The organism is Methylomonas sp. EFPC1 (assembly GCF_016925515.1).
GTDB lineage: Bacteria > Pseudomonadota > Gammaproteobacteria > Methylococcales > Methylomonadaceae > Methylomonas > Methylomonas defluvii.
The window spans coordinates 4,071,190-4,095,480 of record NZ_CP070494.1 but is presented as its reverse complement, the minus strand read 5'-3'; the positions used below and the strand labels follow the sequence as shown (position 1 = coordinate 4,095,480).

The window sequence follows — 24,291 nt, the reverse complement described above, 5'->3', positions numbered from 1 at the left end:
TAAGGGCGAAATGCGGTTAATGGATAAGCAACTCTTTTTCCGGAACGACCAAGTCCTCGGTCCAGCATCCAATTGGCCGGCCCAAATTTAGATCCTGGTCTTCGAAGCGGACTAAAAAGACCGTAAGCCCAGGATCCTCCTCGACATGGCCTTTCATCACGATCACGCCGCGGGCGCCTTCTTGTGCCAGCACTTCGCCTTCTTCGCTGTCCGGCATACTGCCATCGTCAATAATCGTATGCGCGGCATATACCACGTCGCCCAAATCCAAATCTTCTACGTTCATGCTGTGCTCCTGTGAGAGTTTTGTAGTAAAGCCGACAAAAACCTCGGGTTTGTTGTGAAACGGCGTGCCGATTAAGGTTGGCCTGCTGCCTTTGGCTGAGTAATTTCAGCGTCTTAGCTGAAATTTTCGCGTATGGCATGCAGGTTGCTTTAACTGTTTACAAGATCAATGCCAAACCGTTCAGGAGACTTAAAGATGATTACATTAACCGAAAGCGCCATCCAAGCCGTGGGTCGTTTTATCAGCAGTTCCGACAAGCCGACCGGTGGGCTGCGCATCGAAGTGACCGATGGCGGTTGTTCCGGTTTGTCTTATGGCATGAAACTGGAAGCAAAAGAAAATGCGGACGATACCGTCATCGACTGCGGCGCGGTCAAAGTATTTGTGGACCCGCTGAGCTTGCCCAGCCTGAATGGCATGTCCATCGATTTCGTCGACAGCCTGGAAGGTTCCGGATTCAAATTTACTAATCCCAACGCGGTGAAAAGCTGTGCCTGCGGATCATCATTTACCACCGGCGAAAGCGGCGGCACACCAAAAACCTGTTCTTAAGCATTCGAGGAAATAGCTATGTGGGATTATTCAGATAAAGTAAAAGATCACTTCTTCAACCCTAAAAATGCCGGCGCGGTGGCGGGTGCCAATGCGATTGGCGAAGTGGGTTCCATCAGTTGCGGCGACGCTTTGCGGCTGACTTTAAAAGTCAACGACGACACTGAAGTGATCGAAGATGCAGGCTTTCAAACCTTCGGTTGCGGCTCGGCGATTGCATCTTCTTCAGTGCTGACCGAAATCATTAAAGGCTTGACTTTAGACGAAGCGTTGAAAGTCACTAACCAGGACATCGCCGCCGAATTGGACGGCTTGCCACCTGAAAAAATGCACTGCTCTGTGATGGGCAGGGAAGCCTTGCAAGCGGCGGTGGCTAATTATCGTGGCGAAGAATGGAAAGACGATCACGAAGAAGGCGCGTTGGTCTGCAAATGCTTTGCTATTGATGCGGTGATGATCGAAGAAATGGTCTGGGCAAACAAACTACGCACCGTTGAAGACGTGACCAACTACACCAAGGCTGGCGGCGGTTGCGCGGCCTGCCACGAAGACATCGAAGCCATCTTGGAAAAAGTCCTGAAAGAGCGTGGCGAAACCTTCGATCCGAATGCGGCGCCGGTCGCCAAACCCGAGCCTGTGGTTGCTAAAGGCCCGCTGACCAATCTGCAACGCATCAAGAAAATTGAAGAGGTGATCATGTCCTTCCGTCCGCAATTGATGGCCGACGGCGGCGATGTGGAATTGGTGGAAGTGGTGGATAAAACCGCTTACGTCAACATGACCGGCGCTTGCAACGGTTGCCAAATGTCCGCCATGACCATTGCCGGTATTCAGCAACGGCTGATGGAAGTGATGGGCGAGTTCATTAAAGTCGTGCCGGCCTCGCAAATGCCGAAACTGGTCACGATAGAGGAGGCCAGTCATGCCTGATATTTATCTGGATAACAACGCGACCACCAAGGTGGACAGCGCGGTGGTCGATGTGATGATCCCGTATTTTACCGAGTACTTTGGTAATCCATCGTCTATCCATCGCTTCGCCGACGGCGTGGCCAAGGCTATCAAGAAAGCGCGCTCGCAGGTGCAAGAGTTGATCGGTGCCGAGCACGATTCCGAGATTATTTTCACCTCCTGTGGCACGGAATCCGATTCCACGGCGATCTTGTCGGCGATCAAGGCTCAGCCCAATCGTAAGGAAATCATCACCACCTCGGTGGAACACCCGGCGATTTTGGCTTTGTGCGAAAACCTGGAGAAAGAGGGCTACACCATCCACCGTATGCCGGTGGACAAATGCGGTCGCTTGAATCTGGAAGCTTACAAAAATCTGCTATCCGATGAAGTAGCAATTGTCTCGGTGATGTGGGCTAACAACGAAACCGGCACCATCTTTCCGGTGGTGGAAATGGCCGAAATGGCCAATGCGGCCGGCGTGATGTTTCATACCGACGCCGTGCAGGCGGTCGGCAAGATTCCGATGATGCTGCAAGACACCAAGATCGATATGTTGTCGATTTCCGGGCACAAATTGCACGCACCGAAAGGTATTGGGGTGTTGTATTTAAAGCGTGGCACACGCTTTCGCCCGCTTCTGCGCGGTGGACATCAAGAGCGCGGCCGCCGAGCCGGTACTGAAAACACCGCGTCAATTGTCGGCTTGGGTAAAGCCTGCGAACTGGCGATGGAGCACATGGAATACGAAAACGTGCAGGTCAAAGCGATGCGCGACCGTCTGGAGCAAGGCATCGTTGCCGCCGTGCCGCACTGCTTTATCACCGGTGATTTAAACAACCGCTTGCCCAATACCACAGACATTGCGTTCGAGTATATCGAGGGCGAAGCGATTTTGATGCTGTTGAATAAAGCCGGTATCGCGGCTTCCAGTGGTTCGGCTTGTACATCGGGTTCTCTGGAGCCGTCGCACGTGATGCGGGCCATGGACATTCCGTACACTGCCGCGCACGGCACCATCCGCTTTTCGTTCTCGCGCTACAACACCATGAGCGAAGTCGATGAAGTGTTGAAAGTGATGCCCAGCATCGTCGCCACTTTGCGGAAACTGTCCCCGTATTGGGACAGCATCAACAACGAACCGGTTGCCGATCCGGAACAGGCTTTCCAACCCACTTATGCTTGATTGAGCGCGTCAATTGGTCGGGTTTGCTCTGGTGATCAATCATGCCAAGCGCAATCCGGCCAGTTTGGTTTTGAATTTTGAGTCAGCGCGGTTTAAGCCGGTGTTGACACCAAAAATTTTCACTGAGGATTGTTATGGCTGAAACGCTTGCTGATTTACGCGCGGTATTGTCCAAGATGGAAGCCGCATTGAGTTCCATCACCGAATTTAACGCCGAGGTGCTAGAGTTCGTTGATGTCCACTATTCGAGTTTGCTGAACGATCAAAAAGTCGTCCAGGTTTTCAAGAATGTTGGCGATGCTGAGGATGAACTGCAAAGACAACTGAATTTTCTGCGCTCGCGTTTGACTGCCGGCATAGCAGAGTTTAAAGCAGTTTGTGAGGCGGAAGGCTGAACGCTGTAAGCCAGCAACATGGATTAAATCGGTAGCGAAGACCTGTTTAACCCCCAGCAAATTGAGATAGTTCTGAGCCGTTTATTGCATTGGAGGGCACCAATGTCGGCTTAAGTCTCTATCACAGAACCAAAAAAGGCGGTTGTTCAACCGCCTTTTCTGTATTTTGGCAGAGCAGTTCGCTCAAACCTTTCTGGTTTTTCGGTTAAGGCCCAAACCAACCAACGCACTGCCGAAAAGCCATACCGCACCGGGTACAGGCACAGCGGCGACATTGAAGTTGATATTGTTAATACCGTTGTTCCAATCGGTGCCCAGGATAATTCTGATCGAATGAGCAGTAACGCCAGGAGTGAAAGTATGAGGTGCGTCGCCGGGTACTGGATAAGGTGCATAATCGACAAAGATGTTGGTGGGGTTGGTACCATCAACCACTCTCAAGTCGCTCGCATTGCGAGTGAAATTTCCCGGCCCTGGATACGCAGCAACGTCGAAGCTTTCCAAGGTGACGCCCTGATTTGGATTGATTGCCGTCAGCGTAATGCTCAAAAGCAGACCTGATGTATGAGCAAACGCCGCTGAGTTTAAAGTGGCATAACCGGCATTCCACAATAGGGCATCGTTATAAGCCGTTGTGCCATTGAGGTTTAGACTGGAATACGATACCGCCACGTCCGCGGTAGAACCGTAACCTGCTGGAACCGGGGCGTAATTGTCAAACGGCTGTAGCGCATCGAAGTTAATCGTCGCGGCTTGTGCGTTGAATGCGGCGGTAATCAGTATTAACGGATAAAGCTTTTTGGATAACATCGGCGACCCCTTCAAACGGCGTAAAAATACGCCTATCAATTGACAGAAACTCAAGAACAGTAGGCGCTGTTCCTGATTCCGAGATTAAAGGCAAAATACGTTCCATTTTGTATGTTGCTTGTTTTTGCCAATAACTTCAATAGGTTGAGTTAGCAGGTATTGAGCGGTATTAGGATAATGCCATTTAAAACGTTGAGTGATGTAAAAAATGCCGACATCGGTAGTGCGCAAGCGCAGACATCAAATTCGATATACCTTAGTCTGTAGAGGATGTTTCGCGCAACCGCAGCAGCCAGGCCAGCCTTTTTACTGCTGCCAACCCAGCCGGCAAATCCGGAAACAAACAACCAAATACCTGCCGGAATCGGTACGGCCGCCGGTGCGGCTACGTCAAAGGCGATCTCGCCAATTTCCGAAACCAGATAGGCTTCGTAATAAGAGTTGATTTGTAAGCGCACATAGCGCGCTTCGCTGTCAATCAAGTCGAACACCGTTGCCGGGTAGGGTGGTGTGGGGTCCAAATCGCTGGGCATTTCGGGGTTGGTGAAGTCGCCGGCTTTATTGGACGTGGAAAAATCGGCTTCCAACGATGTGAACAAACTGATCGACGCGACGTTGGCGCCGCTGTTAGAGGCCATATTCCATAAAGCCATTTTCTGTATCTTGTAAATGGCCCCCAAATCGAAATCCAGAATACCGGTGCACGGGCAATACGCCGGGCTGATCCAGCCGTTACCGATTTCCGGGCCGGCACCAATATGTGTTGGGTTTAAGTTCATATAATCGGCAAACGCGGTGGCGCCGCTGCTAAAACCGGCGGATAGACCGGATTGGTTAAACATCGGCTTTTCGTCGGTTTTGGCCGGAAATCCCGCAATACCTGAATAGTTGCCTATGGTGTTGTTGATAACCGCCACCGGTGACAAGATGGCGCCGGCTGCTGCCGGTTGTGCCAATGTGACAATACCCAACAGGCCAAACATGCAAGCCCAGCCATTTTTACGTGAAGTCATACGTGTTCCTCCTAAGTGATTTATCCGGAAACATGCTGAACAGGCGGCGCCGGCACTACCTGCCGGGCCTCCAAGTCAAGAATGTAAGCTAGTAAAAATAATCAGTCAAAATATTTTCGAGGCCGGTTTTTTGAATATAAGAAATGTATGTCGGCTTACTTTAACTACCAGTGCGGTGGGCGTTGTGGAATTTGCGTACCACTGGCGCAGGCTGCGAACAGACCATTGTCGGGTTTGCGACAATTTGCCTTTGCGGTTGCGAGGTTGTCTTGTCGATAGTCTGCCAATCACACAGTAAAGCCCAAGGATTCCGCAGATTTAGCAGTTGGCAAGCGAATTGCTTAATCACTAGCAAAGGAGTAGCCAATCTGGTTGCTCAGTTTTAGACACCGGCAGTATGAGGCTTGGCGATGACTTCTGATCCCCGCACCATCATTATCGACGATACCACGCTCCGCGATGGCGAGCAGTCGGCCGGCGTGGTGTTCTCGTTGGAGGAAAAGTTGGCGATTGCCAAGCAGTTGTCCGCGCTGGGTGTGCCGGAATTGGAGATTGGTATCCCGGCCATGGGTGTACAGGAACGCGACGAAATCAAAGCCATTGCTCAATTGAAATTGCCCAGCAATTTATTGGTATGGTCCAGGATGCGTGAAGAAGATTTGCAACACTGTCTGGGCTTGGGCGTCGGTACCGTGGATTTATCGATTTCCGCCTCCGATCAACATATTCAACATAAACTGAAACAAAGCCGGGCTTGGGTGTTGGCTACCATTGAGCGCTGTGTGAAAACCGCGGTCGATGCCGGTATGCGGGTTTGCGTCGGAGCCGAGGATGCGTCTCGCGCCGACAGCGACTTTCTGGCGCAAATGGCCGAGGCTGCGCAAAGCGCCGGCGCGATAAGAATTCGCTTTGCCGATACGGTCGGCATCATGGAGCCGTTCGGCGTATTCGAAGCGATACGCAAGCTGCGCGCCGTCACCGATATGGAAATAGAAATGCACGCCCACGACGATCTGGGCTTGGCCACCGCCAATACTCTGGCCGCCGCATATGCCGGCGCTACCCACGTCAATACCACCGTCAACGGTTTGGGCGAACGGGCCGGCAATGCCGCTTTGGAAGAAGTGGTGGTGGGGTTGAAGCAGTTGTACGGTTTTGAAACCGGTGTGGATTTGCGCAATTTTCCTGCTCTGTCCCATCAGGTGGCGACTGCGTCCGGCGACACGATAGGCAGCCGTAAAAGTTTGATCGGCCGCGATGTGTTCAGCCATGAAGCCGGCATCCACGTCGACGGTCTGCTGAAAGATCCCAACAATTATCAAGGCGTCGACCCTGCCTTGGTCGGCCGCAGTCACCAACTGGTATTGGGCAAACATTCCGGTAGTCAAGGCGTGATGCATGCCTACAAACAATTGGGTATCCAAATTAACCGCTGGCAGGCCGGCCGCCTGCTGCCGCTGATTCGCGAGTTTGTCAGTTTGCACAAACGCGCACCGCAATCGACCGATTTGAATCAATTTTTACACAGCCTATAGCGAGGTGTCAGATGAGTAGCAATCGTCAAAAACCAGCCGTGCCCAGCACCGCCAAAGTCGACGTACCACAGCAAACTGCGGCGCAGCACGATCTGCCTGATGACCGTTACCCCGGTTCGTTCTTCCGGGTGCCTGGCGTGCCGATGCCCGGCAAAACCACCTGGAGCTTGGCAAAATGATGTTTTTGTCGCCGTCGCGTCCCAGCGTTGCATCAGGACTCTGGCAAGACTGGCGCGACGATGTGGCTTGCGTGTTTGCCCGGGATCCGGCAGCACGCGGCTTACCGGAAGTATTGTTGGCTTACCCCGGCGTGCATGCGGTGTTGCTGCACCGAGTCACCCATCGCTTGTGGCACGCCGATTGGAAATTGACGGCGCGGTTATTGGCGGCCTTTGCCCGCTGGTTGACCAACGTCGATATTCATCCGGGCGCGACGATAGGCAAACGCTTTTTCATCGATCATGGAGCGGGCGTGGTGATCGGCGAAACCGCTGAGATCGGCAACGACGTGACGATGTATCACGGTGTGACGTTGGGTGGCACTACCTGGAACAAGGAAAAACGCCATCCGACGCTAGGCAATAACGTGTTGATCGGTGCGGGTGCCAAGATCCTCGGCGCGATCAATCTGGGCGATAACGTGCGCGTCGGTGCCAACTCGGTGGTAATCAAAGACGTGCCACCTTGCTGCACCGTCATCGGTATTCCCGGCCGAATTATCCAGCAGAAAGGTATAAAAATTCAGGACCCGCGCGGTATCGACCTGGATCACCATTTAGTGCCGGATCCGGTGGGCAAAGCGCTGAGTTGCTTGGTGGACCGTTTGGACGAATTGGAAAACAATCAAAAACGCTTTGTGGTCGCGGAAGAAACCTGCGGCAGCTGCGAAGCGGAAGGTGTCTGCCACGGCGAAGACGTGGTGGTACTGAAGCAAGCAGCAGGTGGCAAGTGATGGAAATGGATCTGTTGCAATTCGACGCCAAGGACTTGTACTACGAGAAAGCCGACAGCCAGGAAGTGGAGGACTTGATCCAATACGCTTCCGAACTGTACGCCACCGGTGAAGCGGAGCTGCCGTTATTACAGGCGTATTTGCGGGCACCGGAATCCTTGAATGTGCTGGTGTCTTTGAATCGGTTTTATTACTACCAGCATCGTTTACCGGAGGCCTTATTGATCTCCGAGCGGGCCTTGAACTTGATCCGGCCCGGCATCGATTTTCCGGAAGATTGGCGGCAGCTGGAAAGAACGCATATCAGCGAGGCGCCAAAGGACTTGCTGACTCGGATCAGGCTATATCTGTTTACGTTGAAATCCATCGGCTTCTTGAATATGCGCTTGGAAAATCTGGAACTGAGCAAGGCGATTTTCGAAAAGTTGGTGTCCTTGGATGACAAAGACAGGATAGGCGCGCAGGGGCTTTTGGAGCTGGTTGTGCGTCGGCAAGAGGCGGCGGAAGGGATTTTTCGCATGCCGCAAGCTTTCGGGTAGGCATCGCCCAACAATTGGATGCCCACGATAAGTGATGTTTGTTGTTCCGCGCTATTAACCTAAAGGTGATCGCCATGATGAAAAAACAAAAATCCGATCCATTTTTGGCCCAAACAGCTGTGATGCTGGTGGTTTTATTAGTGGTGTACGCATTGGGAGAACAACCTGCCAATCTCGATCACCTGATGATGAGGTAATGACGATGAGTTTAGAAGAAGATATGGAAGAGCTGGAAGCTGCGGAAGACTTTCTGCGCTATTTCGAGCTGGAATACGATACCACCGTCGTCCACGTCAACCGGCTGCATATCCTGCAGCGCTTCCACAATTATCTGAGCCAAGCCGGCGATAACATGCCGGAAGACGAAGATGCGCAACGGGAAGTTTACAAAAAGCTGTTGCAGCGTGCTTATAGCGACTTCGTGGACTCCGACGCACAGACCGAAAAAGTATTTAAGGTCTTTAAGATGATGGAACCGCAAACCGTGTTTGTTTCCCTAGCGGATATTAAAACATGATAGACGAACGTTACGACGAAGAGCGCTTCGAATTCGGCGAACGGGTCAGGCTGACGCGAAACGTTCGCAACGATGGCACCTATCCGGGAATGGATGTCGGCGACTTTTTGCTGCGCCGGGGCAGTGTCGGCAATGTCATCGAAGTCGGCACCTTTCTGCAAGACCAAGTGATTTACACCGTGCATTTTTTGGATGCGGGACGCATGGTAGGCTGCCGCGCCGAAGAATTGATCCCGGCCGATGCACCCTGGAATCCAAGCCGTTTCGAGTTTCGCGACCAGGTGGTGTGTACGATAGACATCCCCACCCAGGACGGTAATTACCCGGCCGGCACCCAAGGCGAAATCCTGAAAGTGTTGCGCGACAGCGATCCTTTGCTCTACCACGTGCGTTTTCCGGGTAAAACCATGCAGGTGCCGGAAAGTGTATTGGAGCCGGCGGATCCGGCCACCTTCAAAGAACCGGAGGCATAATGATGAGCCAGACGTCGATAGAGCCTTACACCCTGTTGCGCGCCGCCTTGAGCCTGTTCCAGAAAGCGCCGGCCGAATTGGAGCAACTGCAACTGCGCCAGGTGGAAGTGCAAGCCAAAAACGAATACGAAATCGAAGGCCGAGTCCTGAACTCCGCCGAAGCCACCGGCGTGGTGATTTCCGATACAGAGCTGGACCGCGCTTACAAGGAAGTGCGCGGCCGCTTTGAAGATGAAGACGCCTTTTTAGCGGCATTGAACGCCAACAGCCTGGATGTCGATATGCTGAAAGCGGCTCTGTATCGGCAGTGCAAAGTCGATGCGGTGATGGATAGAGTGGCCGCCCGCGCACCCAAGGTTAACGAGGTGGAAATCGGCATTTTCTACCACTCGCACCCGGAAAAATTCCATAAACCCGAGACGCGCCAGGCCAGACATATCTTGATCAGTATCAATCCGGATTACCCAGACAATACCCGCGAGGCGGCGTGGCGGCGGATTAACGAGATTCTCGGCACCTTGAAACGTAAGCCGCATAAATTTGCCGATTTGGCGCTGAAGCATTCGGAATGCCCGACGGCAGTGCAGGGCGGCGAAGTGGGGACAGTGGCCAAAGGCACCTTGTTTCCGGAACTGGATGCGGTATTGTTTAATTTGAAAGAAGACGCCATTAGCGATGTGGTGGAAACCGAGATGGGTTTTCATGTGATTCAATGCCTGAAAATCATCCCGGCCGAAACCATGTCGCTGAAAAAAGCGACACCGAAGATTCAGCAGATCATGCAGGATCGTTACCGCAGAAATTGCCAGCGCACGTGGCTGGCCAGTCTGCCCGCAGTCAACAGGAGTGCCTAACATGTTAAAAGAACCCAAACATTGTTCGTTTTGCGGTATCGAAGCGTCGGCGGCCGTGCCGATGATTGCCGGCACGGAAGGCTACATCTGCGAAGCCTGCGTGATGTTGGCCAGCCAGGTGGTATCCAGCTGGGGCAAGAAGAAAGAATTAGCCGATATGCAAGGCCCTTTGCCCAAGCCCGCCGAGATGAAAGCCATGCTCGATCAGTATGTGATCGGCCAGGATTTGGCCAAGGAAATTCTGTCGGTCGCGGTATACAACCACTACAAGCGCTTGAAAAACGTCAGCCGTAAAGTCGGCGGTTTGGGCGAGTCCGATGACAGCGTGGAAATCGGTAAATCCAATATTCTGATGATAGGCCCTTCCGGTACCGGCAAAACCTTGCTGGCTAGCACGCTGGCAAAAATCGTCGGTGTGCCGTTCGCGGTCGCTGATGCCACCACGTTGACTCAGGCCGGTTACGTTGGTGACGACGTCGAAAATATTCTGGTGCGCTTGCTGGATGTGGCCGACGGCCAGATCAGCAAAGCCGAATGGGGTATGGTGTATATCGACGAAGTGGACAAAATTGCCCGCAGCCCGGAACAGGCTTTCGGTACCCGCGATGTGTCCGGCGAAGGCGTGCAGCAAGCCTTGTTGCGGCTGGTCGAGGGCTCGCATGTCAAGGTTCCTTCCAAGGGCCGGCGCAAGGATCACAGCGGTAATGATTCGGTCATGGTGGATACCAGCAATATTCTGTTCATAGCCGGCGGCGCGTTTCCGGGCCTGGAAAAACACGTGGAAAAACGCTTGCTGCCGCCGAAAACCGCTATCGGTTTTCATGCCGAAGTCAGCAACCCTGACGACAAACCGACGCTGGAAGCGATGTTGAATGCCACACAGCCGGACGATTTGAAACGCTTCGGCTTGATCCCGGAATTTATCGGCCGCTTCCCCGTGTTGGCGCCGTTAGAGCCCTTGGATGTGGATGCCTTGATCCAAGTCTTGACCGAACCGAAGAACGCTTTGGTTAAACAATACCAACATCTGTTTGCCTTCGATGATGTGGAGCTGGAATTCACCCAGGATGCCTTGGTGGAAATCGCCGAAAAAGCCATCGCCCGCAACACCGGCGCCCGCGGTTTGCGCGGTATCATGGAGCACGTACTGCGCCGCACCATGTTCGATTTACCTTCCCGGCCGGACGTCGAGCGCTGCATTGTGAATGCGGAGGTGATACGCGGCGAAGCGGAAATTGAAGTCGTGCCGCGCGACAAACCCACTGACGGTGACGATTTGAAGCGGTTGTCGGGCGGGGAGTGAGTTTAGCGGCCGGGCTGTAAAAGCCGAAGCCCAGCCCTAGCATTGAAAAGTTTTAGTTAATCGAGAAATCTACTATGAGCGTCAAAGAAAAAATCTTGCAACAACTTGCCGAAAATCCGGTGATTATTTACATGAAAGGCGTGCCTAGCGCTCCGGAATGCGGTTTTTCCGCGAAGACTGTCGGCATCTTGAACGAAACCAAGATCCCTTACGCTTATGTCAACGTCTTGCAATCGCCGTTCATCCGCGAAAAGCTGCCGTCCATTTCCAAATGGCCCACTTTCCCGCAAGTGTTCATCAAAGGTGAACTGATCGGTGGCGCCGACATTGTCGAGGCCATGTACAAGGAGGGGACTTTGTTGCCGCTGTTGCAAGCGACCGTTCAGCCCGTCGAGAGTGCGGATGCCAGTCAAACCATTACCCATTCCGAAGTGGAAGCCTTGATTCTGGCGGCCTATCCGGGGGCGACCATCGGCATCGAAGGCGCCGGTTGCGATTTGAACATCACCGTGGTCAGCGAATTGTTCGCCGATCAACCCATGATCAAACAACATCAAGGCGTCATGGCTACATTGAGTGCGCCGCTGGCTTCCGGCCGTTTGCATGCCGTCACGCTAAAGACACATACGCCTGAAGCTTGGGCCGCTCAGCAACCGGCGGCAAATCCGGGCTTACTGCAAATTCAAATCTGATCTAGTTAACAAGGAGACAACACTATGGCAAAAGTAGGCATTTTTTTCGGTACCGATACCGGCAACACACGCAAAGTAGCCAAGACCATTGCGACGAAATTGGGCGATGCGGCCGACAAGCCGGTCAATATCAATAAAGCCTCCGTGGACGATTTGTTGGCCTACGATGTCTTGATCGTCGGTTCGCCGACTTACGGCGAGGGCGAACTGCCGGGCATGAGTGCCGGACACGATAACGAGAGCTGGGAAGAATTTCTGCCCACGTTGGCGGGCGCCGATTTCTCCGGCAAAACCGTGGCGATCTACGGTTTGGGCGACCAGGAAGGTTATCCCGGCAATTTCGTCGATGCCTTAGGCTTTTTATATGACGCCTTTGCCGACGCCGGTGCCACCATCGTCGGTATGACCAGCAGCGAAGGTTACACTTTTAAAAAATCCAAAGCCTTGCTGGGCGACCAATTTGTCGGTTTGGCGTTAGACGAAGACAACCAGAAAGAACTCAGCGAAGGCCGGCTCAGTGCTTGGCTGGATTCAATTTCCTCCGCCTGGGCTTGATAGGCGAACCATGATCGAAGAAGCGGCCATCGTTACCCGCGTTAGCGATGGCCGTACCTGGATCAAAAGTCTGCAAAGCAATGCCTGCAGCGGCTGTTTGCAACAACAATCCTGCGGCACGGCGACACTGGCGAAAGTCCTCCCCAAGCGCGAATTTCCAGTCGATTGCGACATAAACCTGCAAGCCGGCGACCACGTGATGGTGGCGATAGACGATGGTCAACTGCTGCTCACGTCGCTGTTACTCTATCTGGTGCCGTTGATTTTTATGCTGATCGGGGTGGGCTTGGCCGAAGCCTGGCTACCCGCTCCGTATAACACGGATTACTTGCCCGAAGTGGCGTTAAGCACATTGCTGACCGGCTTTTGGTTGATAAACCGCTGTCAAAATCTGCTACTGCTCCATCTTTGTTTTAAGCCGCAAATCGTCAAGAAACTGGGTAGCGATTGATTTTTCGCTGGTTGACGCACTGGTTGTGTAAAGTCAGTCCGCTTCCGTTTGCTTGCGCTACGCCGGCAGACAAAGCTGCCATGTCGGTTTCAGGCGTGTAAACATTTCCATTCCTTTGAGCTCGTGTTGCAAGATTTGCCAACGGGCCAGATCAAACGAATCCCGATACAAACACGCAACCCAATCCGCCAGTCGCACGGCGGCATAGGTCTCGGCATCGTAGGTGTCGCAGGTAGAAAGACTGGCGCTGTGTTGGTAGCCGGTGATAACGCTAGCCGCGTCGTAGCCCCAGCGATGCAACGCCAGCGCCGCCAGGCCGGCATGAAAGGTCGTCTCCTCGGGCAGATGCGATTCCGCCGCCGAGGCCACCGCATTGAGTGTCGCCGGCAGCTCGGAAAAATGCATGTCGGCAAACAAGGTTTGCACGTGCGCGGCAAGCTCGGGGGTATTTGCCGCATGCCAGAAATTGAAGACCACGCTTTGCCGTGGCTGAATAGCCTCCGTGACGCCATGGTATGAATCGGCATGCAGCAAAAAGCCGAAGGCTTTGTTGTATTCCGGATTGACCCGAAAAACCGCGTCACTCTCCTGCGAGGCGAATAGTTCCAGCACCCCGCCATGCTTGGGCTGCCATTGCTTATTCAGTTGCACAACCAGCCGGGCAATCTCATAACCCACCAGCGGCCGGTCGCTGTGTCTGCCAATCATTTGTCCAGGCAGCATGCGTTGCGCCGTGACTAACAGACGATTCGTCAGCGGCAATCCGGTAATCTCGCGCATTCTAGCCAGCACTTCGGTTTGAAATGCCGCTGGAATGTGCTCGGTTACGTCTCTAAGCGAGCACCGGTAAAACGCCCCATCCCGATGCTGCCACTCGGCATCCAGCAAAAATAAACGCTCAAGTGCCGCGCACTGCTCCTGAGAAAATGCGGAATTGTCGTAAAAAAATGGGAACGGGCTATCGTGGTGGATGGGCTGTGATAGCAACGGCTAAGCTCCTATTAGAATCAAATTGAGAGGTAGCAATACAACTACAACTGATCATTCCCGCGATTACGCTTCGCTAATCGCGGCTACAAGGGGTGGCTGAGTCGCTAGCTACACTGTGATCTTTTTACATTATTGCTTCGGATATACCTGTACCCACTCGATGCGTGGGCCGTTCATTTCCTTGACGACGATTTCAAAGTCGTTAAAGGCGATGCGCTCGCCGGCTTCGGGGATGTCGCGCAATTGCGCCAGGATCATGCCGCCTACCGAATCGACATCATCCAGATCCAATTCTTCGTTTTCCACGTCGATGCCCAGAATCCGTTCCAGCGAGAAAATCGGCAAGCTGCCTTTGCCCAGCAAACTGCCGTCGTCCTGGCGGGTCCAGTCGCTTTCGGTTTTCCGAAATTCGTCGCGGATTTCGCCGACCATGGCCGACAGCAAATTGTCCAGGGTGATAAATCCGTGCGGCTTGTGGCCTTTCTGACCGATGACCGCAAAGTGCGGCGAGCCTTGGGTAAAGCGGCGGAATAATTCCAGCGCCGGCATATGCGCGGAGATATGTTGAATCGGCCGTAAATAGGGTTCCAAATCGTCGATTTGCTGGCCGTTTTGTTGCGCCAGGAATAAGTCCTTCAAGTGGATCACACCCAAGACGTCGATGCCGTTGCCATCGAAATACGGGTAGCGGCTGAAGCAGCTTTTATACACCGTATCCAACATTTCTTGCTGAGATTGGCCTTGATACAGCGCGGTGATTTCGTGGATAGGCCGCATTAAATCGGATACTTCCAACTTGCCGAAATCCAGGGCCTTGGCCAGTACATTGCATTCGTCGCTGGTCAGGTTTTCACCGGCCCGGCTGGAGCGCAAAATCAGTTTCAATTCCTCGTTGGAATAGTGGCTGTCTTGATTGTGGCTGTTGCTCAAGCCGGCTATGCGTAGCACCAGATTGGCGCTGCCGTTTAACAACCAAATCGCCGGATACATCAACCAATACATCGCATACAACGGTCCGGCGCTCCATAAACCTATGCCTTCCGGATTACGGATTGCCAGCGATTTGGGCGCTTGTTCGCCCACCACGATATGCAGAAAGGAGATGGTGCAAAACGCAAAGCCAAACGAGATGTTGTGGATGATTTCGGGAGAGGTGATTTCGGCTTTGGCAAACAGCGGAACTAACAGGTCGGCAAAAGCCGGTTCGCCGATCCAGCCCAAACCCAGGGAGGCGAGGGTAATGCCGAGCTGGCAAGCGGATAAGTAGGCATCGAGTTGTTTGTGTACTTTGGCGAGTATTCTGCCTCGCCAACCTTCGGTTTGTTCAATGGCTTTAATCCGGGTTTGTCGCAATTTAACCAAACTGAACTCGACTGCGACAAAGAAGCCGTTGAGACATACCAGCAGCAAGGCGCAGGCGACCAGGACAAGATTACTCATAGATAAAGCATTGATTACAGCGGAAACAGCATTATACCGGTAATCCGGGTCTTTGCTTGTTACGTGATGCTGCTCAGCTCAGATCGCGCTTAATCGGGCGGGCCGGGCAGGCGTTCGACATTGGCGGCCATATGGCTCGGATACAGCGCCGGGCCGAATTGGGTAAAAATGGCCACATCCGCCGCATCGTGGCCGTAAGCGACGATGACCCGGCCGCCGCAAGGCTCGGCTTGAGTGGGATCGAAGGTGTACCAGCGCCCATCCACATAAGCCTCGAACCAGGCGTGAAAATCCATGGGCTGCAAACCGTATAAATAACCGACCACCATTCGCGCCGGAATGCATAACGCCCGGCACAGGGCGATGCCCAGATGCGCCAGTTCGCGGCACACGCCTTCGCCGGCCAGATTGGTTTCAACCGCCGAGAGCTGGAAATGCGGTGAATCCGGATTGAAGCGGATATTCTCGCGCAGCCAGCGGTGCACGGTGGCGACTTGGTCATAGCCCGGGATGGCGTCGGCGACGATGTCCTGGGCCAGGTCGATAAACCGGTCGGATTCGCAATAGCGGGTGGGTGTCAAATAGGTCAGCACACTATCCGGCAAATGTTGCACTTCGGTGAACGGTGCGCCGGGGCAGACGTCGATATGCTCATGGGTGTGAATATCGGCGCTGGTGCGCACGGCAAACTCGCCGGGTGGGGCAATCAGGCGCTGGCAGAGATTACCGTAGTAGTCGGTAAACTCGAAGACCGGCACCGTCGGTGTCAACGTATACGACTCCCGCGCCACCCATTGATTTGCGCCGCTACGCGGCCGCAGCATCAAAATAAAAGGGGTGTCGATGCTGACATCGAAGGTTATTTCGCAACTCGTGCGCAGCCACATATGAGGGTCCTGGTGTTGATTATCGAAAAATCAGCGTTGATGGCAAGCGCAGCCCGTTAGATGCCGATACCAACCGCTTGAGCCACTTGGCCTTGCGGGTTAAATCTTGGATTTGCCTGAGCGGCGAGGCCAGAACGGGATCGACAGCACCAGTATACACAGCAACCACGCGACGAGTTGCTGATTGTAAAACGTATAGCCCAGCGCGACCGGCAAACCTTCACTAAAGCCGGGATGCGCTTGGATGAAATCGTAGGCCGCCATAAACTCGTGGGTCTCGCCGATCACTACCGCCAAGGTGCCGGCGCTTAAAAAATAGGCCAGCAAGCGGTCGCGTGGCGTTTGCAAATCCCCGCCGGACAGGCTGTCAAAGCGCAGCATCTGCCGGTAAAAGCGCCGCTGGGCCAGGCATAGGCACACGATCAACCCGCAGACGCCGATGGCCGGAATCGCGAATTGTTCGACTGGAAAGCTTAGATACCGGCCATTCAACGCCAGATTGTAAGTTTTATACAGCGCCAGAATCCCGAAAAATAGATAGGCGCTTCTCAAGCGATGGGCCAGTGCCGGTGCTGCGGATTGCTCGGCTAAAATCGCATAGCTGCGTTGCAGCAGCAAAGCGCTCAACACGCCGTTGGCGGCGATAATCAAGAGGGTGTAAGCCTGTTGCCAGAGGCTGTAGCTGGTAAACCACGCAAAACTCGCCAGCGTGACCAGGCAGACTCCACACGCTTGGGCCAATGTCAAAAAGACCAACTGGCGCGGCCAAGACAGCGGGGCCAATTTTTTAAAATAGACCGCAACCAGCACCAGCCACAAACCCGTCGCCCAGGCAAAATGCCCTAGCCAGTCCGGGTTTTCGTAAACCGGGCCGGTCAGCGGAAATACCGGTTCGCGGTCGATAGTCAGCAAGCCCCAGTTGGCGCCGACCACGCCTTCGTTATGGCTTTTCCAGGGTTGGTTAAACGCTTCGACGATGTTGTAATCCAAACCGTGCCGGTTTACTACGTCAATCAGGCTGCGGATGAAGCGGGTTTCGTTGACCACGCTGGGCACTGCCCGGCCGCGTTGCCGGCCGGCGGCCGGCCAGCCGGATTCGCCGATTAGAATCCGCTTGCTCAGACCCATGCTGTGGGCTTTGGCTTCGATTTGTTGGACGATTTTCTCCACATGTCCGGCCGCCTCCTCAATCGCCACCGGCTCGTCTTCCCAATAGGGCAGAATGTGCACCGTAATAAAGTCCACTTCCTGCATCAGTTGTGGATATTTCAAGTAGATAGACCAGACATCGGCATACGACACCGGCTGTTTCACCGCCTGTTTAACCTGGCGGATATAGCCGATCAGCGTGTCTACATCCATGTCTTTCCGTAGCAGCACTTCGTTACCGACCAGCACTCGTTTGATCACGTCCGGATGGGCGTTGACCGCTTCGATCAGCGCGGTGATTTCCTTTTTATTGCTGGCATGCCCATCTCCCAGCCAGCCGCCTTGGATCATTTCCACCCCGTGTTTGCGCGCAAATTCGGGCGTCGGCTGCATACCGCCGAGGATGGAGTAAGTACGGATGGTATGGGTTTTATCGGCAATCAAACCCAGGTCGGCGTCGATATGCTCGGGCAACGGAAACTTTTCTTCAATTGGGCTAAACCCCTCGCGATAAGGCGCAAACGACAAACTGCGCAATTTACCCGAAGGCACATCGACACCGGCGTCCTGGGGGCGATTCAGGCTCCAGGCGATAGCGCCGTGAACGGCAAGGATGAACATGAGGCAGAAAAACAGATGGGTGGTGCGCATGACAGGCGGATGGTTAAGCTGAGTGAATAAATATGTGGGATTGCCGGGATTATACAGTCTTGGCGCGCGCTAAAAATCAAAGTCGGTGAGTCTGGCGGCGATTCTCGATAAAACTATGTTATCTGCCGGTTATGCCGCAGGTTATTTGCCGCATTCGCGGGCGGCCCGCCACTAAGGAGCAAAGCAGGGCAGGACGCCGGGCGGGGCTTGCCGGCAATATTCGCCTTTGGTTCGATAATTGCAAACGCTCTGACGCAGCTATGCGGTAAGGCTTTGGCGGGGTGCCGGCCGGCGGCTGTTTTTGATTGAAGCTTTGGATATTTCCGATACGCATGAGTGCACAGCCAATGACCGATATTTCCGCGTTCTGGACCGAGTCCTTGGCCGATGAGTTATTGCGCTTTTTAACCGGGCGCTTGAAATGCCCGGACATTGCCGCCGAATTAACCCATGACACCTACCTGGGACTGCGGCAAATAGCCGAGAAAACGCCGCCGGATAATGCGCGGGCCATGGCGTTTCGGATTGCGATTAATCTGACCATCGATCATCAGCGCAAAACCATGGTCAGGGACCGTTACGGTGCCGACGAAGATATTGATGCGCTGGTTGACACTCTTCCCGGTAACGCCGCGCCGCCGGAACAGGTGTTGATCGGTCAACAACGTCTGGCCGCGTTGCAGCATGCGCTGGGCGAGTTGCCGCAAGCCTGCCGCACTGTGTTTTTACTGCATGGGGTCGATGGCCTGACCTATACCCAAATCGCCGAACGTTTAGGGGTTTCTAAGTCCCAAGTCAATAAGCTGCTGGCCCAAGCCATGGCGCATTGCGCCCGGCAACTGGCCGATTAAGCAAAAAGCCCGCATTATTTTTCCACAACCCACTTCATCCCGATGCCGTTGACTGCCACCGCTTGCCCTGCTTGGTATGATCGCTTTCGCGCCTCGCACGTCTTTATCAATAACAGCCTTGCATAATGGGAGATTGCATGCCAGCGCCGTCCGACAAATCCGCTCACACCAGTCTGCAAGATCAGGCCATCGCCTGGTTGGTTTGTCTGCGCGACGACAGATTGAGCGATGCGGAACTAGAAGCCTTCGCCGATTGGTTGAGCCGCGACCCATTGCATGCCGAGGCATTTACCGAGGCTGAGGCTTTGTTTAGCGATATGGTGCTGGCAGGCAGTTTGTCCAGTGCGAGCGAATCGCTGCAACCTGCGTCTCGACACGCTGCGGAAAAAAATGCTGCCGCTGACCAGATTATTGACCCGGCCCTTTCTATCAGAAGTATTCCGTGTCAGCCGAGCTCGTCGAAGCCCAGGCTGGTGACCCCTCCGACAGGCTCAGGGCGAACGTTATTCAAGAGCCAGGCCGATAAACCAGTCAGCCGCCGGCCGTTGGCCAGGCCGCGCCGGCCCTGGTTTGCGGCCGGGCTGGCCGTCGCGGCGATGTGGCTGTTGGCGATTAGTCTGATCATGCCGCAACAAGCGCGCTTATTTAGCGATTATTTTAGCGACTACCGCACGCAAACCGGTGAAATCCGCGAGATTCAACTCAGCGACGGCAGCCGTTTGCTGCTGAACACCAATAGCGCGGTTTCGGTAGCGTTCACCGCCGCGGCCAGACGTATCGTCTTGCACCACGGCCAGGTGCAATTTACGGTGGCAAAGGATAGCCGGCGGCCTTTCGACGTAGTGGCCGACGATTTGACGGTCCGCGCCTTGGGCACGGTGTTTGAGGTGTATAAAACCGCGACCGGGCCTACCGAGGTGAGCGTCCAGGAGCATGCCGTAGCGGTCAGTATGGCGGGTCGGGACAGTGACGTTACCGTCGCCCAGGGGCAGGGCTTGGTCTATCAACCCGGACTGCCGCTGCCGCATCCGTGGGCCGTGGGCGCGGAACAGTCCGCTTGGCGGCAGCATCGCCTAGTGATCAACGATAGACCTTTAGCTGACTTGATCAGCGAGTTGGAGCGCTATCGATTGGGACGGATATTTCTGGCGGATGCCGCACTTAAAAATCTGCGGGTAACCGGGGTGTTTTCTCTGGATACGCCCGATGAGGCACTGTCCTCGGTGCGTAAAGCGCTGGCGTTGCAAGAAACCCGTATCGGTCCCTGGTGGGTGTTGCTGCATCGCTGATTTTTTGGGTGCTGTAAGCCACTCCGGGCAGCGCGCGCATGTCCAAAACGGTTTGGCGCATATTAGTCGAAAATTCCAGCCCACCGGCTCAAGCCTTCAACGGCGGTTCCCTATTTACCCGCATTCAAGCAAAAGTCGTCCTTCCGCCGGAAACTTCCTCAGTCGCGCAGCGCTGCGATTTTTTCAACGCAGTTTTGCCGGAATGGAGACGATTTTTTGCCAATCAGGAAATTTTTGTGATCGATTTTTGTACTGAAACGACTTCTATGTTGAGAAACATTATTTTTCGGACAGGACGGATCTTGAAAGCACGGATTAACGATTTTCGCTACCCGCTGGCAGTGGGCGTATGGCATCGGCCAGCCGTATATCTGTGCTATGCGCTGAAAGGCAACCGTGTCGGTGTCGATACCTGGGTGTTGATCGGGCTGGTGGCGGCCGGCGGACAATGGAGCAGTAGCCAGGCGGTCGCAGCGGAAGTGGTTCGCCACTTCAATATCGGCGGCCAGTCCTTGAATAACGCGCTGATTCAATTTGCCGCGCAAGCCGAGTTGGAATTGATTTTTTCAGCGGACATGTTGCGTGAGCTTGCCAGCCCAGAGCTGCTCGGGGACATGTCGGCAGAGCAGGCGTTGACACACTTGCTGCATGGTAGCGGTTTTACCTACCGTTTTATCGATACCGACACGGTGACTTTGGAACGCAGTCCGGCGGCAACAGATCTGTCTAGCCTGCCGCCCGCCGTTACTTTGGATGCCATGACTGTCGTGGGCTCGAAAACAGCGGAGGCCGGTGCGGAAATCGCCACCGAGCCGATGCTTGACGAGGCGCGGACCTATGCCGTCAGGCATATTGCCAGCGCCACCGGGACCGACACGCCAATCAAGCAAATCCCGCAGTCGGTGCACGCGCTTAACCGCCCCTTGTTAGACGACCAGCAAACGATCAACCTCAGCGAATCCTTAGTCAATGTTAGCGGCATAGTGGCGCGCAATACGCTCTATAGTCCGGTTATCGAAGGCACCTTAATTCGCGGTTTTCGTTCCGAACAACTGCTGGATGGCTTTACCCAGTACTACAACCCCGGTGACCGGGAAAGCACTATTAATATCGAAAGAATCGAAGTGCTGAAGGGTTCCAACGCCTTGCTCTACAGCGGCGGCTCGGGCTCCCCGGTGGGCGGGGTGGTGAATCTGCTTGCTAAATTGCCGCAGGCCAAAGCCTTCGGCGAAGCGGGTTTTAGAATCGGCAGCCACAGCTTTTATCAGCCGTATTTCGATGTCAATCAACCCCTAAACGCCAATATTTTGTTGCGCATGACGGGCGAATATACCAACGCCAGACATAACATCGACATAATCGAAACGCAGCGTTTTAACCTTAACCCGGCCCTGACGCTGACCGATAACGACCAAACCCGTTTGACGATCCAAGCCAAACTGTCGCGTTGGCAGCAACCGGAGTACCAGGGCTTGCCCGCCACCGGCAGCATCGCCGGCGATTTTGTTACCCGGCCCGATCTGTTCCCGGGGCCGGCCAATCTGCCCGATAGCCATTCGGATGCCGATGCGGTATGGGCTACGCTGGACCGGCAGCTCACCGGGAGCTGGCGCTTAAACCTGAAGGCGCGCTATGCGCAGGCTGAATTCGACGAGAAAATTCAGACCCTGTTCGGTAGCGATGGCCTGGTCGCGGATCGGCCCTTGCTGCCGGCATCGCACTGGGCATTAGTGAACGCCGAATTGTTTCAACAACAGCATGAACGCAGCGTATTGGGCAATTTGCAGGGCAAATTTAAGCTGGGTCCCAGCGAAAACAATCTGTTGTTGGGCGCTGATTACAGCCGTTTGCAAGATGCCGGCTTTATCGAGGGCGATTTCGGCGCCTTAGGATTCGGCGTCGGTACGGTCGATCTGCGCGCACCGCTATTTGACTCCCCTTATGCCGTACCCGGTCCGGGCCGGGACAATCAGTTCATCGAAAACCTCACTTACGGCGCTTACCTACAGTGGCAAAGCACGCTGTACCGGCGTTTGCATTGGCTGTCCGGTCTTAGGCTGGGCAAGGTGGGTATCGATTTTAATAACGCGCAAACTGGGGTAAATGTCACCACGGATACGCTGAAATGGTTGCCGCGCCTAGGCGGCGTGATCGACCTAAACGACGAGGTTTCCTGGTTTATTTCTTATAGCGAGGGCATGCGCGGCCAACCGTTTGTCAATTTCGTCGATACGCCGGCCCCGGAATTGTCGAATCATCTGGAAACCGGTCTGAAATTCAATTTTGCGAATCAATTCAGCGGCCAACTGGCGTTGTACCAAATCGAGCGCAGCCAGGTCGCGGTCACCGACAGCAGCGATTTCCTGCGGCGTTCGGTCGCCGCAGGGCAGCAACGCTCGCGCGGTATCGAAATGGATTTGCTCTGGCAACCGGTCGAGGGCTTCAGTGTGCTGGCAAACTATGCGCATACCGACGCCCGCTTCATGGACGACAAAGCCGGGGTGGCTGCCGGCAATCGCTTGGCTCAAGTCCCGGAAGATGCCGGGCGGCTCTGGGCGCATTACCGTTTTCAGCAGAATGAGTTGCAAGGTTTTAGCTTGGGTTTCGGCGTGTACGCCCGCGCCGGCGCTTATTTATCCAATAACAATCGCTTTAAAACCGCCGGCTACCACAGCTTCGACGCGGCGTTGGCTTACGAAACCGGGCGTTTCCAATGGGCGGCCACGGTCAAAAATCTCAGTGATGAGGATTATTTTCAGCCCTACGGCTATTTCGAGGGCCGGGTAGCGCGGGCAGCCGGCCGCGCCGGGTTTCTAAGTTTTTCAATCAAGTACTGATGCCGTCGTTAACTATTTGCCACAGGAGTTTTTCAGGAGCACCTCACTCAGGGATTTAGAGTGATGTCGTAAGGACCGCGACAAACATGCCACATCCGCCGCGAGACGGAGCCGGAAAGCCACGGGTCTTGGAGATTAAGACAGCCGGGTTACCTGCCAGTTTAAGACCCGAAATTCGGGTTGGCGATTTGCAGATTAACTTTAACCGTAATTTATTAAGGAATAAAAAATGACAATCTTGCACTACAACCGCACTCAATGGGTAAGCGCCGGCCTGCTCGCCTTAAGCGCATTGACCGCCGTTTTGGCGCCTGCTACAGCCAGCGCCGCGCAAGTCAGCGGCGATGCCACCATTACCATCAACAATGCCGCTTTTGCGGCGGCATCGGTCAATGTCGGCAGTGGCTATCCGAATGGCTGGATTGTCGCGAAACATTGGGGCGCCAGCGATAATTTACTGGGCATCACCGGTGCAACCACCGGCGGAACGACGCTATCGGCAACTGCCAGCACCGCGATGTCGTTTGCGGTTAACGCCAACACCACGACCAACAGCTATCCGGCTGCCGGTCCCTATGGCCGTACCGAACAAGCCACGACGATGGACGCCGGCAATACCTCGGTCGGTCAAATCGGTCTGAGCGGCGCCTGGTTATTGACCAGCCAAGGCGGCAGCGGCATTTTGACGCCCTACGACTTTAGCCTGGTAAAAACCGGAAGCACCTGGAATATCAAAACCTACGATACCGGTTTTGGCTACCAAAATTTCTTGAAGCTGACCAACGTCTCCGAGTCGCTAAGCAGCAATGGCGAATTACTACTGAGCGGCGACTTGCAATGGACCGGTTTGTGGGCCGGTTTGGTTGGCGCCAATACCAATGCCGTGGTCGGTACTTTTAGCCTGGCGCCTAGCACGGCGCCATCGGCGGTACCGGTACCGGCGGCGGTCTGGATGTTCGGCAGCGGGCTGCTGGGCTTGCTGGGTGCAAGTCGCAGAAAAGCCTTGGTCGCAGCTTAACTCACAAAGTGGGCTTGGGGCGGTCGCCAAGATTCGCTTCGGGCCCGGACTTTCGGCAATAAATCCCTCTTCGTGCCCGCATGCCGTCGACTACGGCCGCTTGTGTATTCAGGCA

At 54.4% G+C, this 24,291-nt stretch carries 27 protein-coding genes and 1 riboswitch; of the genes, 20 read left to right on the top strand and 7 right to left on the bottom strand.

Going from position 1 to position 24,291, the window contains the following annotated elements:
* Positions 1–16: 16 nt before the first annotated feature.
* The gene (locus JWZ98_RS18750) at positions 17–286 is read right to left on the bottom strand and encodes a nitrogen fixation protein NifZ (RefSeq protein ID WP_033159168.1); all 270 of its coding nucleotides are present in this window, start codon (positions 284–286) and stop codon (positions 17–19) included.
* Positions 287–481: 195 nt separating this feature from the next.
* On the opposite strand from JWZ98_RS18750, the gene JWZ98_RS18745 reads away from it, so the two are divergent.
* From JWZ98_RS18745 to JWZ98_RS18730, 4 genes are all read left to right on the top strand, one after another.
* Positions 482–838 carry an iron-sulfur cluster assembly accessory protein gene (locus JWZ98_RS18745; RefSeq protein ID WP_033159169.1) on the top strand — a complete coding sequence of 119 codons (357 nt, stop codon included), beginning with the start codon at positions 482–484 and terminating at the stop codon, positions 836–838.
* A gap of 18 nt (positions 839–856) precedes the next feature.
* Entirely contained in the window at positions 857–1,768 is a 912-nt protein-coding gene (nifU, locus tag JWZ98_RS18740) for a Fe-S cluster assembly protein NifU (protein WP_020483356.1), read from the top strand.
* On the top strand, positions 1,761–2,975 hold the full coding sequence (nifS, locus tag JWZ98_RS18735; protein ID WP_033159170.1) for a cysteine desulfurase NifS: 1,215 nt from the start codon (positions 1,761–1,763) through the stop codon (positions 2,973–2,975). The genes nifU and nifS overlap by 8 nt, the downstream gene beginning before the upstream one ends.
* A gap of 134 nt (positions 2,976–3,109) precedes the next feature.
* On the top strand, positions 3,110–3,370 hold the full coding sequence (locus JWZ98_RS18730; RefSeq protein WP_033159171.1) for a hypothetical protein: 261 nt from the start codon (positions 3,110–3,112) through the stop codon (positions 3,368–3,370).
* A gap of 183 nt (positions 3,371–3,553) precedes the next feature.
* On the opposite strand, the gene JWZ98_RS18725 is transcribed toward JWZ98_RS18730, so the two are convergent.
* The gene (locus tag JWZ98_RS18725; protein ID WP_205451333.1) at positions 3,554–4,180 is read right to left on the bottom strand and encodes a hypothetical protein; all 627 of its coding nucleotides are present in this window, start codon (positions 4,178–4,180) and stop codon (positions 3,554–3,556) included.
* Positions 4,181–4,329: 149 nt separating this feature from the next.
* Positions 4,330–5,193 carry a hypothetical protein gene (locus tag JWZ98_RS18720; RefSeq protein WP_205451332.1) on the bottom strand — a complete coding sequence of 288 codons (864 nt, stop codon included), beginning with the start codon at positions 5,191–5,193 and terminating at the stop codon, positions 4,330–4,332.
* A gap of 410 nt (positions 5,194–5,603) precedes the next feature.
* Here JWZ98_RS18720 and nifV point away from each other — a divergent pair, with 410 nt between their 5' ends.
* From nifV to JWZ98_RS18665, 12 genes are all read left to right on the top strand, one after another.
* Entirely contained in the window at positions 5,604–6,728 is a 1,125-nt protein-coding gene (gene nifV / locus JWZ98_RS18715) for a homocitrate synthase (protein ID WP_205451331.1), read from the top strand.
* 11 nt (positions 6,729–6,739) lie between these two features.
* Positions 6,740–6,907 carry a hypothetical protein gene (locus JWZ98_RS18710; protein ID WP_205451330.1) on the top strand — a complete coding sequence of 56 codons (168 nt, stop codon included), beginning with the start codon at positions 6,740–6,742 and terminating at the stop codon, positions 6,905–6,907.
* Complete coding sequence (cysE, locus tag JWZ98_RS18705) at positions 6,904–7,680, top strand: serine O-acetyltransferase (protein WP_205451329.1); 777 nt, start codon at positions 6,904–6,906, stop codon at positions 7,678–7,680. Before JWZ98_RS18710 ends, cysE begins: the two co-directional genes overlap by 4 nt.
* Complete coding sequence (locus JWZ98_RS18700; RefSeq protein ID WP_084153507.1) at positions 7,680–8,219, top strand: hypothetical protein; 540 nt, start codon at positions 7,680–7,682, stop codon at positions 8,217–8,219. Before cysE ends, JWZ98_RS18700 begins: the two co-directional genes overlap by 1 nt.
* 74 nt (positions 8,220–8,293) lie before the next feature.
* Complete coding sequence (locus JWZ98_RS23460; protein ID WP_256438917.1) at positions 8,294–8,416, top strand: hypothetical protein; 123 nt, start codon at positions 8,294–8,296, stop codon at positions 8,414–8,416.
* 5 nt (positions 8,417–8,421) lie between these two features.
* Entirely contained in the window at positions 8,422–8,736 is a 315-nt protein-coding gene (locus tag JWZ98_RS18695) for a nitrogenase-stabilizing/protective protein NifW (RefSeq protein WP_033159105.1), read from the top strand.
* Positions 8,733–9,209, top strand: a complete 477-nt coding sequence (locus JWZ98_RS18690; protein WP_033159092.1) for a nitrogen fixation protein NifZ — start codon at positions 8,733–8,735, stop codon at positions 9,207–9,209. Before JWZ98_RS18695 ends, JWZ98_RS18690 begins: the two co-directional genes overlap by 4 nt.
* Positions 9,209–10,063, top strand: coding sequence for a nitrogen fixation protein NifM (nifM, locus tag JWZ98_RS18685; RefSeq protein ID WP_033159091.1), 855 nt, complete (start codon positions 9,209–9,211; stop codon positions 10,061–10,063). The genes JWZ98_RS18690 and nifM overlap by 1 nt, the downstream gene beginning before the upstream one ends.
* A 1-nt stretch (position 10,064) precedes the next feature.
* A complete protein-coding gene (gene clpX / locus JWZ98_RS18680; protein WP_101054171.1) occupies positions 10,065–11,366 on the top strand; it encodes an ATP-dependent Clp protease ATP-binding subunit ClpX in 1,302 nt (433 codons plus the stop codon).
* A gap of 74 nt (positions 11,367–11,440) precedes the next feature.
* Positions 11,441–12,058 carry a Grx4 family monothiol glutaredoxin gene (gene grxD / locus JWZ98_RS18675; protein WP_205451328.1) on the top strand — a complete coding sequence of 206 codons (618 nt, stop codon included), beginning with the start codon at positions 11,441–11,443 and terminating at the stop codon, positions 12,056–12,058.
* 24 nt (positions 12,059–12,082) lie between these two features.
* Positions 12,083–12,613, top strand: coding sequence for a flavodoxin (locus JWZ98_RS18670; RefSeq protein ID WP_020483339.1), 531 nt, complete (start codon positions 12,083–12,085; stop codon positions 12,611–12,613).
* A gap of 10 nt (positions 12,614–12,623) precedes the next feature.
* Positions 12,624–13,064, top strand: coding sequence for a SoxR reducing system RseC family protein (locus JWZ98_RS18665; RefSeq protein ID WP_205451327.1), 441 nt, complete (start codon positions 12,624–12,626; stop codon positions 13,062–13,064).
* Positions 13,065–13,121: 57 nt separating this feature from the next.
* Here JWZ98_RS18665 and JWZ98_RS18660 read toward each other — a convergent pair whose 3' ends face one another.
* From JWZ98_RS18660 to JWZ98_RS18645, 4 genes are all read right to left on the bottom strand, one after another.
* Positions 13,122–14,051: a 2OG-Fe(II) oxygenase gene (locus JWZ98_RS18660; protein ID WP_240348105.1), complete on the bottom strand. Its 930-nt coding sequence runs from the start codon at positions 14,049–14,051 to the stop codon at positions 13,122–13,124.
* 132 nt (positions 14,052–14,183) lie between these two features.
* Positions 14,184–15,494: a hemolysin family protein gene (locus tag JWZ98_RS18655; protein WP_205451326.1), complete on the bottom strand. Its 1,311-nt coding sequence runs from the start codon at positions 15,492–15,494 to the stop codon at positions 14,184–14,186.
* An 89-nt stretch (positions 15,495–15,583) separates the two neighbouring features.
* Complete coding sequence (locus JWZ98_RS18650; protein ID WP_101054162.1) at positions 15,584–16,381, bottom strand: transglutaminase family protein; 798 nt, start codon at positions 16,379–16,381, stop codon at positions 15,584–15,586.
* A gap of 99 nt (positions 16,382–16,480) precedes the next feature.
* Positions 16,481–18,181, bottom strand: coding sequence for a glycosyl hydrolase family 17 protein (locus JWZ98_RS18645; RefSeq protein ID WP_205451325.1), 1,701 nt, complete (start codon positions 18,179–18,181; stop codon positions 16,481–16,483).
* A 332-nt stretch (positions 18,182–18,513) separates the two neighbouring features.
* On the opposite strand from JWZ98_RS18645, the gene JWZ98_RS18640 reads away from it, so the two are divergent.
* The 4 genes from JWZ98_RS18640 (at position 18,514) to JWZ98_RS18625 (ending at position 24,176) form a co-directional block, all read left to right on the top strand.
* Complete coding sequence (locus JWZ98_RS18640) at positions 18,514–19,032, top strand: sigma-70 family RNA polymerase sigma factor (protein WP_033159083.1); 519 nt, start codon at positions 18,514–18,516, stop codon at positions 19,030–19,032.
* Between the two features lie 137 nt (positions 19,033–19,169).
* Positions 19,170–20,321: a FecR domain-containing protein gene (locus JWZ98_RS18635; protein ID WP_205451324.1), complete on the top strand. Its 1,152-nt coding sequence runs from the start codon at positions 19,170–19,172 to the stop codon at positions 20,319–20,321.
* A 302-nt stretch (positions 20,322–20,623) separates the two neighbouring features.
* Entirely contained in the window at positions 20,624–23,158 is a 2,535-nt protein-coding gene (locus tag JWZ98_RS18630; RefSeq protein ID WP_240348103.1) for a TonB-dependent receptor, read from the top strand.
* Positions 23,159–23,236: 78 nt separating this feature from the next.
* Positions 23,237–23,315: riboswitch (cyclic di-GMP riboswitch) on the top strand.
* Positions 23,316–23,387: 72 nt separating this feature from the next.
* Positions 23,388–24,176: a hypothetical protein gene (locus JWZ98_RS18625; protein ID WP_205451323.1), complete on the top strand. Its 789-nt coding sequence runs from the start codon at positions 23,388–23,390 to the stop codon at positions 24,174–24,176.
* Positions 24,177–24,291: the final 115 nt, after the last annotated feature.

Bases quoted from the DNA above. Each gene is read 5' to 3' on its own strand.
- JWZ98_RS18750 (WP_033159168.1), bottom strand. From the start codon at position 286: ATGAACGTAGAAGATTTGGATTTGGGCGACGTGGTATATGCCGCGCAT.
- JWZ98_RS18745 (WP_033159169.1), top strand. From the start codon at position 482: ATGATTACATTAACCGAAAGCGCCATCCAAGCCGTGGGTCGTTTTATC.
- nifU (WP_020483356.1), top strand. From the start codon at position 857: ATGTGGGATTATTCAGATAAAGTAAAAGATCACTTCTTCAACCCTAAA.
- nifS (WP_033159170.1), top strand. From the start codon at position 1,761: ATGCCTGATATTTATCTGGATAACAACGCGACCACCAAGGTGGACAGC.
- JWZ98_RS18730 (WP_033159171.1), top strand. From the start codon at position 3,110: ATGGCTGAAACGCTTGCTGATTTACGCGCGGTATTGTCCAAGATGGAA.
- JWZ98_RS18725 (WP_205451333.1), bottom strand. From the start codon at position 4,180: ATGTTATCCAAAAAGCTTTATCCGTTAATACTGATTACCGCCGCATTC.
- JWZ98_RS18720 (WP_205451332.1), bottom strand. From the start codon at position 5,193: ATGACTTCACGTAAAAATGGCTGGGCTTGCATGTTTGGCCTGTTGGGT.
- nifV (WP_205451331.1), top strand. From the start codon at position 5,604: ATGACTTCTGATCCCCGCACCATCATTATCGACGATACCACGCTCCGC.
- JWZ98_RS18710 (WP_205451330.1), top strand. From the start codon at position 6,740: ATGAGTAGCAATCGTCAAAAACCAGCCGTGCCCAGCACCGCCAAAGTC.
- cysE (WP_205451329.1), top strand. From the start codon at position 6,904: ATGATGTTTTTGTCGCCGTCGCGTCCCAGCGTTGCATCAGGACTCTGG.
- JWZ98_RS18700 (WP_084153507.1), top strand. From the start codon at position 7,680: ATGGAAATGGATCTGTTGCAATTCGACGCCAAGGACTTGTACTACGAG.
- JWZ98_RS23460 (WP_256438917.1), top strand. From the start codon at position 8,294: ATGATGAAAAAACAAAAATCCGATCCATTTTTGGCCCAAACAGCTGTG.
- JWZ98_RS18695 (WP_033159105.1), top strand. From the start codon at position 8,422: ATGAGTTTAGAAGAAGATATGGAAGAGCTGGAAGCTGCGGAAGACTTT.
- JWZ98_RS18690 (WP_033159092.1), top strand. From the start codon at position 8,733: ATGATAGACGAACGTTACGACGAAGAGCGCTTCGAATTCGGCGAACGG.
- nifM (WP_033159091.1), top strand. From the start codon at position 9,209: ATGATGAGCCAGACGTCGATAGAGCCTTACACCCTGTTGCGCGCCGCC.
- clpX (WP_101054171.1), top strand. From the start codon at position 10,065: ATGTTAAAAGAACCCAAACATTGTTCGTTTTGCGGTATCGAAGCGTCG.
- grxD (WP_205451328.1), top strand. From the start codon at position 11,441: ATGAGCGTCAAAGAAAAAATCTTGCAACAACTTGCCGAAAATCCGGTG.
- JWZ98_RS18670 (WP_020483339.1), top strand. From the start codon at position 12,083: ATGGCAAAAGTAGGCATTTTTTTCGGTACCGATACCGGCAACACACGC.
- JWZ98_RS18665 (WP_205451327.1), top strand. From the start codon at position 12,624: ATGATCGAAGAAGCGGCCATCGTTACCCGCGTTAGCGATGGCCGTACC.
- JWZ98_RS18655 (WP_205451326.1), bottom strand. From the start codon at position 15,494: ATGAGTAATCTTGTCCTGGTCGCCTGCGCCTTGCTGCTGGTATGTCTC.
- JWZ98_RS18650 (WP_101054162.1), bottom strand. From the start codon at position 16,381: ATGTGGCTGCGCACGAGTTGCGAAATAACCTTCGATGTCAGCATCGAC.
- JWZ98_RS18645 (WP_205451325.1), bottom strand. From the start codon at position 18,181: ATGCGCACCACCCATCTGTTTTTCTGCCTCATGTTCATCCTTGCCGTT.
- JWZ98_RS18640 (WP_033159083.1), top strand. From the start codon at position 18,514: ATGAGTGCACAGCCAATGACCGATATTTCCGCGTTCTGGACCGAGTCC.
- JWZ98_RS18635 (WP_205451324.1), top strand. From the start codon at position 19,170: ATGCCAGCGCCGTCCGACAAATCCGCTCACACCAGTCTGCAAGATCAG.
- JWZ98_RS18625 (WP_205451323.1), top strand. From the start codon at position 23,388: ATGACAATCTTGCACTACAACCGCACTCAATGGGTAAGCGCCGGCCTG.